This is a genomic window from Bradyrhizobium sp. HKCCYLRH3073 (assembly GCF_051167995.1).
Lineage (GTDB): Bacteria > Pseudomonadota > Alphaproteobacteria > Rhizobiales > Xanthobacteraceae > Bradyrhizobium.
In genome coordinates this window covers 461,961-475,066 of the sequence record NZ_JBNPUD010000002.1, presented here as the reverse complement: position 1 = coordinate 475,066, position 13,106 = coordinate 461,961, and the positions used below count along the sequence as shown (strand labels likewise).

Sequence of the window (13,106 nt, the reverse complement as noted above, 5' to 3'; positions counted from 1 at the left end):
TTGACAAAGGCTCGAGCTGCTAGAAGGCCCACCATGAGCAAGATCTTGAAAATCGCATTCCAGGGCGAGCCGGGAGCCAATTCCCACATCGCCATCTCCGAGGCCTATCCGACCGCCGAGGCCATGCCCTGCGCGACCTTCGAGGACGCGCTGAGCGCGATCTCCTCCGGCGAGGCCGATCTCGGCATGATCCCGATCGAGAACTCGGTCGCCGGCCGCGTCGCCGACATCCACCATCTGCTGCCGGCCTCTGGCCTCTACATCATCGGCGAATGGTTCCTGCCGGTGCGCCACCAGCTGATGGCGCTGAAGGGCACCAAGCTCGCCGACATCAAGACGGTCGAGAGCCATGTCCACGCGCTCGGCCAGTGCCGCCGCATCATCCGCCAGCTCGGCGTCCGGCCGATCGTGGCCGGCGACACCGCGGGCAGCGCGCGGGACGTCTCGCAGCGCGGCGACAAGAGCGTGGCGGCGATCGCCTCGCGGCTGGCCGCCGAGATCTACGGCCTCGACATCCTCGCCGAGGACATCGAGGACGAGGCCCACAACACCACCCGCTTCGTCGTGCTGGCGCGCCAGGAGCAGTGGGCCGAGCAGAATTCCGGGCCGCTGGTGACGAGCTTCGTGTTCCGCGTCCGCAACCTGCCGGCCGCGCTGTACAAGGCGCTCGGCGGCTTCGCCACCAACGGCGTCAACATGACCAAGCTCGAGAGCTACATGGTCGACGGCAACTTCTTCGCGACGCAGTTCTACGCCGACGTCGACGGCCATCCCAACGACAAGGGGCTGGCCTTCGCGCTGGAGGAGCTGAAGTTCTTCTCGCGCGAGCTGCGCATCGTCGGCGTCTATCCGGCGCATCCGTTCCGCGCGACGTTCAGCGAGCGGATGGAGTGATCGGGGCTCACGCTTCGATATAGGCCGCCAGCTCAGCGGGCGTTCCCGTCGGGAACGCCTCCTTCAGATGCTCGAGGAAGGCGGAGACGCGCGCGCTCAGCAGCCGGCGTGACGGATAGAGCGTCCATAGCGCAATCGCGGGCGCGTCCAGATCGCCCCAATGCGCCAGCCGGCCGGCCGCCAGATCGTGGCTGACGAGCGACAGCGGCAGGCACGCAGCGCCGACGCCCGCGCGGACCGCATCGCGAACCATGATCAGCGACGACAGGCGAAGGATGGGGGCGAACGCGATGCGCGATCGTGCCGCCGGCGCTTTCACCTCCCAGACTGCGTTCTGATCGCTGCCGCGCACGACCGCTGGAACGACGGCGTGATCCGCCGGCCGCGTCAGGCCTGGGCTCGCCACGACCACCAGTCGGTCGCGCAGGAAGATGCGTCCAACCAGGCTTTCATCGGGATCGGGATTGACCCGGATCACCAGGTCATAGCCTTCCTCGACCATGTCGACGGTGCGGTCGTCGGTGGTCACGTCCAGCCGGACCTCGGGATATCGGAGCGCGAACGCGGCGGCGAGCTTGCCCATCGCGGTCTGCGAGAACAGCAGCGGCGCACTGATCCGCAACCGGCCGCGCGGCTTGTCGCCGCCGGAGGAAATGGCGGCGACCGTCTCGTCGAGCTCGGTCAGCAGCGCCCCCGCGCGCTCGAACAGCGCCCGCCCCTCCTCGGTCAGCTTCAGCGCGCGTCCGCCGCGCTCGATGAGCCTGAGATCCAGGCTCGCTTCCAGCTCGCCGACCCGGCGGGACAGCGTTGCCTTGGGACGACCGCTGGCGCGGGCGGCACGGCCGAAGCCGCCGTGGCGGGCGACGAGGTTGAAATCGGCGAGCGCAAGCAGATCCATCCGTTCCACCAGTGAGACGACCTGTCCAGATATAGCGTCTATTGGCTCGCGTGTGGATCGATATCTTCCGGGTGTCCCAACAACCAACCCGGAGTGATCCCCATGACCATCCTCGTGACCGGCGCCACTGGAAATGTCGGCCGCCGCGTCGTCGAACAGCTCGTCAAGCGCGGCGCCGATGTCCGCGCCCTCGTCCGCGATCCCGCCAAGGCCAACTTTCCAGCGGGCGTTCAGATCGCCCAAGGCGACCTGCTCGACATCGATTCGCTCCGCGGCGCGTTCTCTGGCGTCTCGACGCTGTTTCTGCTCAACGCCGTCACATCAGACGAATTCACCCAGGCGCTGGTCGCGCTCAACATCGCTCGCGAGGCCGGCATCGAGCGGATCGTCTATCTCTCGGTGATCCACAGCGACGTCTACGTCAACGTGCCGCACTTCGCCGGCAAATTCGCCGTCGAGCGGATGATCGAGCAGATGGGCCTCAACGCCACCATCCTGCGGCCGGCCTACTTCATGAACAACGATCTCACGATCAGGGACGTCGTGCGCGGCTACGGCGTGTACCCGATGCCGATCGGCAGCAAAGGCCTCGCCATGATCGATGCCCGTGACATCGGCGAGATCGCGGCCATCGAGCTGATCCGCCGCGAGCAGTCCTCGACGCCGCTGCCGCTGACGCGGATCAACCTTGTCGGCCCCGACACGCTGAACGGCGCCGATGCCGCCGCTGTCTGGTCCGAGGTGCTGGGGCGTCCGATCGGCTATGGCGGCGACAACACCGCGGGCTTCGAGACCAACCTGCGGCAGCTCATGCCGAGCTGGATGGCGTTCGACATGCGGCTGATGAGCGAGCGCTTTCAGACCGACGGCATGGTGCCGGACGATGGCGACGTCGCCCGCCTGACCGCGCTGCTCGGCCGCCCCTTGCGCTCCTATCGCGACTTCGTCGCCGAGAGCGCGACCGTCGCCTGACGGCACACACCCCATGCGTCTGCGGGACGTCTCCATGAGAGCGTCCCGCGCAATCCAAGGAGGTCATCATGACCAATCAAACGAACGATGGCGTCACCATGAAGCCCAACATCCTCGTGCTCGGCGCGACCGGCGGCACCGGACGGCTGATCGTGCGCGACGCGCTGGCGCGCGGCCATCACGTCACCGCGCTGGTGCGCTCGCCGGAGAGGGCCGGGGATCTGCAAGGCGCGCAATTGATCGTCGGCGATGCCCGCGACGAAGCTACGCTGCGCAAGGCGCTCAAGGGACAGAACGCCGTGATCAGCTCACTGGGCACACCGCTCAGTCCGTTCCGCGAGGTCACGACCCTCTCGACCTCGACGCGCGCGCTCGTCAACGCGATGAAGGCCGAGCATGTCGCGCGTCTGGTCGCCATCACCGGCATCGGCGCCGGCGACAGCCGCGGCCATGGCGGCTTCGTCTACGACCGGCTGATCCTGCCGCTGCTGCTGCGCAACGTCTACGCGGACAAGAACCGGCAGGAGGCCGTCATTCGCGACAGCGGGCTCGATTGGCTCATCGTTCGCCCCGCCATGCTGAACGACAAGCCTGGCGGGCAGAAGCTGCGTGCACTGACGGATCTCGCCGGCTTTCACGGCGGCACGATTGCGCGGGCCGACGTCGCGCGCTTCGTGGTGGACCAGGTGAGCGACGACAGCTTTCTGCATCGCGCGCCGCTGATCACATGGTGAGACCAGCGCCGTCCTGCTTATGCCGCCGCCTTCCGCTCGAGGCCGAAGGCGTCGGCGAGCAGGCTGTAGGAGCGCTTGCGGGCGTCGTGATCGTAGATCGCGGTGATCACCATCAGCTCGTCGGCCTGGCTCGCTGCGATCATCGGATCGAGCTTGGCCCGCACCGTCGCCGGCGCGCCCACGAACAGCCGCGAGCGGTTGCGCGCGATCGAGGCCCGGTCCGCGTCTGTATACATGTACGCCGCCGCTTCCTCCGGGCTCGGCAGCGGCAGGAACTGGCCGCGGTCGCGCCGCAAGCGGTTGAGGTCCATCGACGACGCCAGCCGCTCGGCCTCGGCGTCGGTCTCGGCTGTCACCACTGCGACTGCCAGGATCGCATGCGGCTGCGAGCGCCAGCGCGACGGTGTGAAATGCGCGCGGTAGGTCCGCATCGCATCCACGGCATCGTGGCTCGCGAAATGATGCGCGAAGCCGAACCCCATGCCGAGCTGCGCCGCCAGCTCGCTGGAATAGTCGCTGGAGCCGAGCAGCCAGATCGGCGGCAGCGGCGCATCATCGGGCATGGCGATCACGTTGTTGTAGGGATGGCCGGCGGGGAACTCGCGGGTCTCCCACAGCATCAGCTCATGCAGCCGCTCCAGGAAGTCATCGCCCTCACGACGGTCGAGCCGGCTGCGCAGCGCATAGGCCGTGGTGCCGTCGGTGCCGGGCGCGCGGCCCAGGCCGAGATCGATCCGGCCGGGAAACAGTGCCTCCAGCATCTTGAAGCGCTCCGCGACCACCAGCGGCGCATGGTTGGGCAGCATCACGCCGCCGGAGCCGACGCGGATGTGCTGCGTCGCTGCCGCGATCTGCCCAATCATGATGTCGGGCGACGGGCTCGCCACCGACGGCAGGCTGTGGTGCTCGGCCAGCCAGTAGCGGACGTAGCCGAGCTGATCGACGTGACGGGCCAGGTCGATGCTGTTACGCAGCGCCACTGACGCCGGCGTGGCGGTGGTGGTGACGGAGAGGTCGAGGACTGAAATCGGGATCATGGCTTCAACCTAATGACTGCGAGGCGCGCCACAATGGGCTGGAAGCGATGGTGACCTGCCGGAAATGCAGTGGATGGCTGGACCTAATGTTGGGACAATACGATTGTATACATCAACGAAACCAAACTATCCCACATTCAGAATTGATAAAAACCCCTTCGCCATAATCGATAACCTTTGATATTGTTTACCTTTATCGTCCCACTTTGCATTTCCAATAGCTCCTCAAAAATCCGCTTCTTGCCATATCAGTGGGCCAAATCCCATTTCTGGTGGGCTGTTTATTGCAGCGCCCTTCCCTTATCTTGGCACATCCAGAGGCCGATCCCCTCTTGAGTTGAAATTTACGCCCCAGCCGGAACCTGCGTTGCCATGACCGACCTCGCCACCGCCATTGCCGACGGCCACACCGCGATTCCCCGGCCGAAGATCTCGTTCGAGTTCTTCCCGCCGAAGACCGAGGAGATGGACCGGACGCTGTGGGCCTCGATCGAGCGCCTCGCCCCGCTGGAGCCGAGCTTCGTCTCGGTGACCTATGGTGCCGGCGGCTCGACGCGCGAGCGCACCCACGCCACGATCGCGCGCATCCTGAAGGAAACCGCGCTGCTGCCGGCGGCGCATCTCACCTGCGTCGGCGCTTCGCGCCACGAGATCGACGAGGTCGTCGACCGCTATCACGAGGTCGGCGTCCGCCACATTGTGGCGCTGCGCGGCGATCCGCCCGGCGGCATCGGCACGCCCTACTACACCCATGCCGAAGGCTATCAGAGCTCGCCCGAGCTGATCGCCGGCATCAAGAAGCGCCATCCCGATATCGAGGTCTCGGTCTCGGCCTATCCGGAGAAGCACCCCGAGAGCCGCGACTTCGACGCCGACATCGACATGCTCAAGGCCAAGGTTGACGCCGGCGCCACCCGCGCCATCACCCAGGTGTTCTTCGACAACGATCTCTACTTCCGATACCTCGACCGTGTCCGCGCCCGCGGCATCACGATCCCGATCGTGCCCGGCATCATGCCGATGCACAATTTCAAGCAGGCGCGCGGCTTCGTGACCCGCGCCGGCACGACGGTGCCGGACTGGCTGGCCGAAAAATTCGACGGTCTCGACGACGATCCCGAGACCCGCAAGCTGGTCGCGGCGACCGTCGCCGCAGGCCAGGTGCAAAAGCTCGCCAAGCATGGCGTCGACACCTTCCATTTCTACACCATGAACCGCGCCGACCTCGTGTTCGCGATCAGCCATCTGCTCGGCATCCGTCCGAAGTCCGCCAACAAGGCTGCCGCCTGATGTCCGCCCCTGTATCTCCAGCGCGTACCGCCTTCCTTGCCGCTGCCCGCGAGCGCATCCTGATTCTCGACGGCGCCATGGGCACGATGATCCAGGCGCTGCAGCTCGACGAGGCCGCCTTCCGCAGCGAGCGGTTCCGCGACTTCCATCGTGACCTCCGCGGCAACAACGACCTGCTGATCCTCACCCAGCCCGACGCCATCGAGGACATCCACGCGCAATATCTGCGCGCCGGGGCCGATATCGTCGCCACCAATACGTTCTCGGCGACCTCGATCGCGCAGGCCGATTACGACCTCTCCGACATCATCTACGAGCTCAACCGCGAGGGCGCCCGGCTCGCGCGCAATGCGGCGACCCGCGTCGCCGCCGAGGACGGCAAACAGCGCTTCGTTGCCGGCGCGATGGGTCCGACCAACCGCACCGCCTCGATCTCGCCTGACGTGTCGAACCCCGGCTACCGCGCCGTGACCTTCGACGATCTCCGGCTCGCCTATGGCGAGCAGGCGCGCGGGCTCTTGGATGGCGGCGCCGACATCCTGCTGCTCGAGACCATCTTCGACACGCTCAACGCCAAGGCGGCGCTGTACGCCATCGCCGAGCTCTGCGAGGAGCGCGGCATCGACGTGCCCGTGATGATCTCGGGCACCATTACCGACAAGTCCGGCCGCCTGCTCTCGGGCCAGATGCCGGAGGCGTTCTGGAATTCGGTCCGTCATGCCAAGCCGCTGACCATCGGCTTCAACTGTGCGCTCGGCGCCGAGGATCTGCGCGCGCATGTCGCCGACATCGGCCGCGTCGCCGACACGCTGGTCTGCGCCTATCCCAATGCCGGCCTGCCCAACGAGTTCGGCCAGTATGACGAGACGCCGGCCTACATGGCGCGACTGATCGGCGAGTTCGCGTCGGCCGGCCTCGTCAACATCGTCGGCGGCTGCTGCGGCACCACCCCCGACCATATCGCCGCGATCGCCGCCGCCGTTGCCCCGCACAAGCCGCGCGCCGTGCCCGAGATCGCGCCGCGGCTGCGGCTGTCGGGCCTGGAGCCGTTCGAGCTGACGCCCGCCATTCCCTTCGTCAATGTCGGCGAGCGCACCAACGTCACCGGCTCGGCGAAATTCCGCAAGCTGATCACCGCCGGCGACTACACCGCGGCGCTGCAGGTCGCGCGCGACCAGGTCGAGAACGGCGCCCAGGTCATCGACGTCAACATGGACGAGGGCCTGCTCGATTCGGAAGCCGCGATGCGGACCTTCCTCAACCTCGTCGCCGCCGAGCCGGACATCGCCCGCGTGCCCGTGATGGTCGACTCCTCGAAATTCCACGTCATCGAGGCCGGCCTGAAATGCGTGCAGGGCAAGCCGGTGGTGAACTCGATCTCGCTCAAGGAGGGCGAGGAGAAGTTCATTCACGAGGCCAAGATCGCGCGCCGGCACGGCGCCGCCGTCGTGGTGATGGCATTCGACGAGACCGGCCAGGCGGATACCTACCAGCGTAAGACCGAGATCTGCGCCCGCGCCTACGAGATCCTGGTCGAGCAGATCGGCTTTCCGCCCGAGGACATCATCTTCGATCCGAACATCTTTGCGATCGCCACCGGACTCGAGGAACACAACAATTACGGCGTCGACTTCATCGAAGCGACACGCTGGATCCGCTCGAACCTGCCGCATGCGCATGTCTCGGGCGGCGTCTCCAATCTCTCCTTCTCGTTCCGGGGCAACGAGCCGGTGCGCGAAGCCATGCATTCGGTGTTCCTGTATCACGCCATCAAGGCGGGCATGGACATGGGCATCGTCAATGCCGGTCAGATGATCGTGTATGACGACATCGATCCGGAGCTGCGCCAGGTGTGCGAGGACGTCGTGCTCAACCGCGACCCCGGCGCCTCCGAGCGGCTGCTGGCACTGGCGGAGAAATTCCGCGGCCAGGGCAAGCAGACCAAGGAGGCCGATCTCGCCTGGCGCGAATGGCCGGTCGACAAGCGGCTGAGCCATGCGCTGGTGCACGGGATCACCGAGTTCATCGATGTGGACACCGAAGAGGCCCGCGCCGCCGCGAGCCGGCCGCTCGACGTCATCGAAGGCCCGCTGATGGCCGGCATGAACGTGGTCGGCGACCTCTTCGGCGACGGCAAGATGTTCCTGCCGCAGGTGGTGAAGTCGGCGCGCGTGATGAAGCAGGCGGTGGCCTATCTGATGCCGTTCATGGAGGCGGAGAAGGCCGCCAACAAGGGCCGCGGCAATGAGCGCTCCAACGCCGGCAAGATCGTGCTCGCCACCGTCAAGGGCGACGTGCACGACATCGGCAAGAACATCGTCGGCATCGTGCTCCAGTGCAACAATTTCGAGGTCATCGACCTCGGCGTCATGGTGCCCGCGGCCAGGATCATCGAGACGGCGAAGGCCGAGAACGCCGACATCGTCGGCCTGTCCGGCCTGATCACGCCTTCGCTCGACGAGATGGCCTATCTGGCGTCCGAGCTGGAGCGCCAGGGTCTCAATGTGCCGCTGCTGATCGGCGGCGCCACGACGAGCCGCGTCCATACTGCGGTCAAGATCGATCCGAACTACCAGAATGGCCCGGTCGTTCACGTCAACGACGCCAGCCGCGCCGTCGGCGTCGCCTCCTCACTGCTGTCGCCGGAGCGCAAGGATGCCTACGCCACGGAGGTTCGCAGCGAGTATCAGAAGATCGCCGCGGCGCATCTGCGCGGCCAGGCCGACAAGAAGCGGCTGAAGCTCGCGGACGCCCGCGCCAACGCGCCGAAGATCGACTTCGCCAAGGCGAAGCCGGTGAAGCCGACCTTCCTCGGCACCAAGACGTTCGTCGACTATGACCTCGCCGAGCTCGTGCCCTATATCGACTGGACTCCGTTCTTCCAGACCTGGGAGCTCGCCGGTCGTTTTCCTGGCATCCTCGACGATGCCAAGGTCGGCGAGGCCGCGCGGGCGCTGTATGACGACGCGCTGAAGATGCTCGAGCGCATCGTCGACGAGAAGTGGTTCACGGCGCGCGCCGTGATCGGCTTCTGGCCGGCGAACGCCGTCGGCGACGACATCGTGCTCTATGCCGACGACGGCCGCACCCAGGAGATCGCGACGCTGCACACGCTGCGGCAGCAACTCGAGAAGCGCGAGGGCCGCTTCAACACCGCGTTGTCCGATTTCGTCGCGCCTGTGGATGCCGGCGTGCCGGACTATGTCGGCGGCTTCGTCGTCACGACGGGCCTCGGCGAGGACGCCGTCGCCGACCGCTTCAAGAACGCCAATGACGACTACTCCTCGATCCTGGTCAAGGCACTGGCCGACCGCCTCGCCGAAGCCTTTGCCGAACGCCTGCATGCCCGCGTCCGCCGCGAGTTCTGGGCCTACGCCCCGGACGAGGCGCTCTCCGCCGATGACCTGATCCTGGAGAAGTATCAGGGCATCCGCCCGGCCCCCGGCTATCCGGCGCAGCCCGACCACACCGAGAAGGCGACCTTGTTCGAGCTGCTCGATGCCGAGAAGAATGCCGGCGTCCGCTTGACCGAGAGCTTTGCGATGTGGCCGGGCTCGTCGGTCTCGGGCCTCTATTTCGCCTCGCCGGAGAGCTTCTACTTCGGCGTCGGCAAGATCGAGCGCGACCAGGTCGAGGACTACGCCGCGCGCAAGGGCATGACGGTGACCGAGGTCGAGCGCTGGCTGGCGCCGATCCTGAACTACATCCCGGCGAGGGGCGGCCAGCAGGCAGAGACGCCTCGCGCAACCGCTGCGCCCGCTCCCGCAGCAGCCAACGACGCCGCGCCCGCGGAGCTCGCCAGTCATCCGGCCGGCTGCACCTGCGCCGTGCATCTGGCCTGGCGCAAGAAGGCGGTCGGCGCGAAGTAGCCGGCGCAGTCACCACGCCCACAACTGTCGTCCCGGCGAACGCGGGGACCCATACCGCGTGATGTATCGGTCGTACGCGATGGCGGAGACCGAGCTCACCAACAACTTTCCGGGGTTATGGGTCCCTGCGTTCGCCGGGACGACACCTCGTGGTGGCGGACGGCTCTCGCCTCTCATCGGCGTTCGCGACACCGAGGGTTGGAGCCATCCTCCGTGTCTCCGGCGCCACGACCGCTCCGAATGACAAGGCGCCACAGTCGCCGCCAGCCGATGCGGCGTGGACATCGCCGCCGTAACCGGCTGAAATAGGCCCGGGGCCTTCGGGTGGTTTTGGTTCATGTCGTTGCAGTTCAGGCTTGCGTCGCGAAACCTGTTCCATGACAGGCTGCGCTTCATCGCGACCATCATCGGCATCATCTTCTCGATCGTGCTGGTGACCGTGCAGATGGGTCTCTATGTCGGCTTCCGCCGGATGGTCACGACCATGATCGACCACTCCCCGGCCGAGCTGTGGATCATGCCAGTCGGCACCAAATGCTTCGAGGACCCCTCGCTGCTCGACGAGCGGCAGCGGTTTCGCGCGCTTGCGGTTCCCGGCGTGGCGGAGGCGACGCCGCTGGTGATCGGCTATGCGCAATGGCGGCTGCCGCAGGGCACGACGACGCCGGTCTTCGTGGTCGGCTCGGAGCTGCGCGGACTCGGGCTGCATCCCTGGAACGTGGTGGAGGGACGGCTGGACGACCTGTCGGTGCCGGGCGCGGTTGCGATCGACCGGACCTATTTCGAGCGGCTCGGCATCACCGGCGTCGAGCAGGCCGCGGAGCTGCGCGATCACAAGGTGCAGGTGATGGCGGTGACCAAGGGCATCCGCTCGTTCACGACGACGCCTTACGTTTTTACCGACGTGGAGCGCGCGCGGACCTATACCGGCATCGCGCCGAACAAGGCGTCCTATCTGCTGGTGAAGCTGACGCCCGATGCCGATCTCGGCACGGTGCAGCAGGCGCTGCGCGGCAATCTCGGAAACGTCGACGTGCTGACCGCAGCCGAGTTCCGCAGCCGCAGCCGCTCGTTCTGGCTGTTCGGCACCGGCGCCGGCGCGGCGCTGTTCGCCGGCGCGCTGCTGGGACTGATCGTCGGCACCGTGATCGTGGCGCAGACGCTCTATTCCAGCACAAAGGATCATATCAACGAGTTCGCGACGCTGCGCGCGATCGGCTCGACCAGCCGCTACATCTACACCGTCATCATCTGGCAGGCGCTGCTCAGCGCCATCGTCGGCTTCGCCGGAGCCGCCGGCATCGGCAAGATCGTGGCGGCGGCGACGGCGGAATCGGCGCTGCCGGTCATCATGACGCCGGCGCTGACGGTCGCGCTGTTCGTGCTGACGGTGACGATGTGCATCGGCTCGGCGATCGCGGCGATCCTCAAGGTCATGCGCATCGATCCGACGCTGGTGTTCTCGCGATGACCGAGACCGTGCTCGAGGCCACCGATCTCGTGCATCACCTCGGCCAGGGGGCCGGCCGGGTGCAGGCGCTGAAGGGCGTGAGCCTGTCGCTGAAGGGCGGCGAGCTGGCGCTGCTGATGGGTCCCTCGGGCAGCGGCAAGACGACGCTGCTGTCGATCCTGGGCTGCCTGATGACGCCGGATGGCGGAACCGTGCGGGTTGCCAGCCAGCCGGTCGCGGGGCTCGATCCCGAGGCGCTGGCGAAGCTGCGCCGCGAGCGCATCGGCTTCATCTTCCAATCCTATCATCTGTTTCCGACGCTGAACGCCGAGGACAACGTCCGGCTCGCGCTCGACGTACGCGGCGAGCGCGCGCGGGCGGCGAAGAAGGCGGCGCGCGAGGTGCTCGACAGGGTCGGCCTCGGCCCGAAGAAGCGGTCGTTCCCGCGCCAGCTCTCGGGCGGCGAGCAGCAGCGCGTCGCGATCGCCCGCGCCATCGTCGGCAAGACGCAGGTCATTCTCGCCGACGAGCCGACCGGCGCACTCGATACCGCCAACGGCCAGGCGATCATGACCCTGCTCGCCGATATCGCCAGGGATCCGTCGCGCGCGGTGCTGGTGGTGACGCACGATCCGCGCATTCTGCCGTTTGCCAATCGCGTCATCCACATCGAGGACGGCCGCATCGTCCGCGAGGAGAGCGGCGGCGAGTCCATGAAGAAAGTCTCGCACGCATGATATCGGGAATTCCAGAACGCGCTCACCTGCTCGGGCTCGTCGCCGCGGCTGCATTGGCGATCATCGTCACGCCGACCTCGATTCCACCGACAGCGCGCGCCGCCAATGCCCAGGAGGAACGCTGGCTGGCCGTCGCACCCGGCCGGGTCGAGCCGGCATCCGGCCTGATCAAGCTTGGCGCGCCTGTGGTCGGGCCGATCCAGGAGGTGCTGGTCAAGCCGAACGAGACCGTGTTCGCCGGCCAGGCGCTGGTGCGGCTCGGCGACGCCGAAGCCCGCGCGCAGCTCGCCAGCGCCGAGGCGCAGGTCGCGATGCGCAAGCGCGTGCGCAACAAGGAGTCGACGCCGTCTGGCGCGGGTCCGCGGCGCCGCGCCGAAGACGGCCTCGCCGATGCGCAGGCGGCGGTGTTCGACGCGCGTGTTGCGCTCGACAAGGCCGTGGCCGAGCGGCGCGCCGGGCGCGGCGCCGATGCCGATGTCGACACCGCACGCACGCAACTGACAGCCGCGCAGGCGAAGCTGGAGCAGCAGGCCGACGAACTGCGCAAGGTCACCGCGGATGCGCCGCTGCCGGTCAGCGCCGAGGGCCAGCTCAACATTGCCCGCAGCGATCTGCAGGGCGCCCGCGCCACGTTGGAAAAGCTCACCATCCGCGCGCCGCTCGACGGCGCGGTGCTGCAGGTCAATGCGCGCACCGGCGAGATCGCTTCGCCGCAGACAACGCCACCGCTGGTGCTGCTCGGCGATACGTCCTCGCTGCGCGTGCGCGCCGAGCTCGACCAGCGCGACCTCGACAAGATCAAGGTCGGCCAGCAGGCCGTGGTCCGCTCCGACGCCTTCCGCGGCCGCGACGTGGCCGGCAAGGTCGCCGCCATCGCCCCGCTGGTCGAGAGCAGCCGCACGGCTGCGCTCAGCCAGCGCAACATGACCGATGTCGACGTGGTGGAAGTGCTGGTCGATCTCGCCGAGCCGGGTCCGTTCGCGGTGGGCATGAAGGTGGACGTGTATTTCAGGCCGTGAGGGCTGGTGGCTCGACTGCGCTCCGCGCCTGGCTGCACAGCTTCTCTTGGCGGGCTGAGGTGAGAACATCTCTCGCCGCTGGCGCGGTGCACCTCGCCCCGCTTGCGGGGAGAGGTCGGATTGCATCGCCAGATGCAATCCGGGTGAGGGGGTGCAGGTCTTTCCGCTGACACTTCTCGTGCGGCTGCCCCTCTCCCCGTGAGGAA

The 13,106-nt window shown here is 67.2% G+C and carries 10 protein-coding genes; 8 read left to right on the top strand and 2 right to left on the bottom strand.

What is annotated here, in order from left to right:
• The first annotated feature begins 33 nt into the window (after positions 1-33).
• Positions 34-894, top strand: a complete 861-nt coding sequence (locus ACQR1X_RS06055) for a prephenate dehydratase (RefSeq protein WP_315805762.1) — start codon at positions 34-36, stop codon at positions 892-894.
• A 7-nt stretch (positions 895-901) separates the two neighbouring features.
• Here ACQR1X_RS06055 and ACQR1X_RS06050 read toward each other — a convergent pair whose 3' ends face one another.
• Positions 902-1,792, bottom strand: coding sequence for a LysR family transcriptional regulator (locus ACQR1X_RS06050; protein ID WP_434898508.1), 891 nt, complete (start codon positions 1,790-1,792; stop codon positions 902-904).
• 102 nt (positions 1,793-1,894) lie between these two features.
• Here ACQR1X_RS06050 and ACQR1X_RS06045 point away from each other — a divergent pair, with 102 nt between their 5' ends.
• Both ACQR1X_RS06045 and ACQR1X_RS06040 read left to right on the top strand, forming a co-directional pair.
• Complete coding sequence (locus ACQR1X_RS06045; protein WP_434894971.1) at positions 1,895-2,764, top strand: SDR family oxidoreductase; 870 nt, start codon at positions 1,895-1,897, stop codon at positions 2,762-2,764.
• Between the two features lie 68 nt (positions 2,765-2,832).
• Positions 2,833-3,498 carry an NAD(P)-dependent oxidoreductase gene (locus tag ACQR1X_RS06040; protein ID WP_315805759.1) on the top strand — a complete coding sequence of 222 codons (666 nt, stop codon included), beginning with the start codon at positions 2,833-2,835 and terminating at the stop codon, positions 3,496-3,498.
• A 17-nt stretch (positions 3,499-3,515) separates the two neighbouring features.
• Here ACQR1X_RS06040 and ACQR1X_RS06035 read toward each other — a convergent pair whose 3' ends face one another.
• The gene (locus ACQR1X_RS06035; RefSeq protein WP_315805758.1) at positions 3,516-4,535 is read right to left on the bottom strand and encodes an LLM class flavin-dependent oxidoreductase; all 1,020 of its coding nucleotides are present in this window, start codon (positions 4,533-4,535) and stop codon (positions 3,516-3,518) included.
• A 372-nt stretch (positions 4,536-4,907) separates the two neighbouring features.
• Here ACQR1X_RS06035 and metF point away from each other — a divergent pair, with 372 nt between their 5' ends.
• From metF to ACQR1X_RS06010, 5 genes are all read left to right on the top strand, one after another.
• Positions 4,908-5,825 (top strand): methylenetetrahydrofolate reductase [NAD(P)H], encoded by a 918-nt coding sequence (gene metF, locus ACQR1X_RS06030; protein ID WP_315805757.1) that lies wholly within the window; start codon positions 4,908-4,910, stop codon positions 5,823-5,825.
• Complete coding sequence (gene metH, locus ACQR1X_RS06025) at positions 5,825-9,694, top strand: methionine synthase (RefSeq protein ID WP_434894970.1); 3,870 nt, start codon at positions 5,825-5,827, stop codon at positions 9,692-9,694. The genes metF and metH overlap by 1 nt, the downstream gene beginning before the upstream one ends.
• 337 nt (positions 9,695-10,031) lie before the next feature.
• Entirely contained in the window at positions 10,032-11,165 is a 1,134-nt protein-coding gene (locus ACQR1X_RS06020; protein ID WP_434898507.1) for an ABC transporter permease, read from the top strand.
• A complete protein-coding gene (locus ACQR1X_RS06015) occupies positions 11,162-11,881 on the top strand; it encodes an ABC transporter ATP-binding protein (RefSeq protein ID WP_315805754.1) in 720 nt (239 codons plus the stop codon). The genes ACQR1X_RS06020 and ACQR1X_RS06015 overlap by 4 nt, the downstream gene beginning before the upstream one ends.
• Positions 11,878-12,900: an HlyD family secretion protein gene (locus tag ACQR1X_RS06010; RefSeq protein WP_434898506.1), complete on the top strand. Its 1,023-nt coding sequence runs from the start codon at positions 11,878-11,880 to the stop codon at positions 12,898-12,900. Before ACQR1X_RS06015 ends, ACQR1X_RS06010 begins: the two co-directional genes overlap by 4 nt.
• Positions 12,901-13,106: the final 206 nt, after the last annotated feature.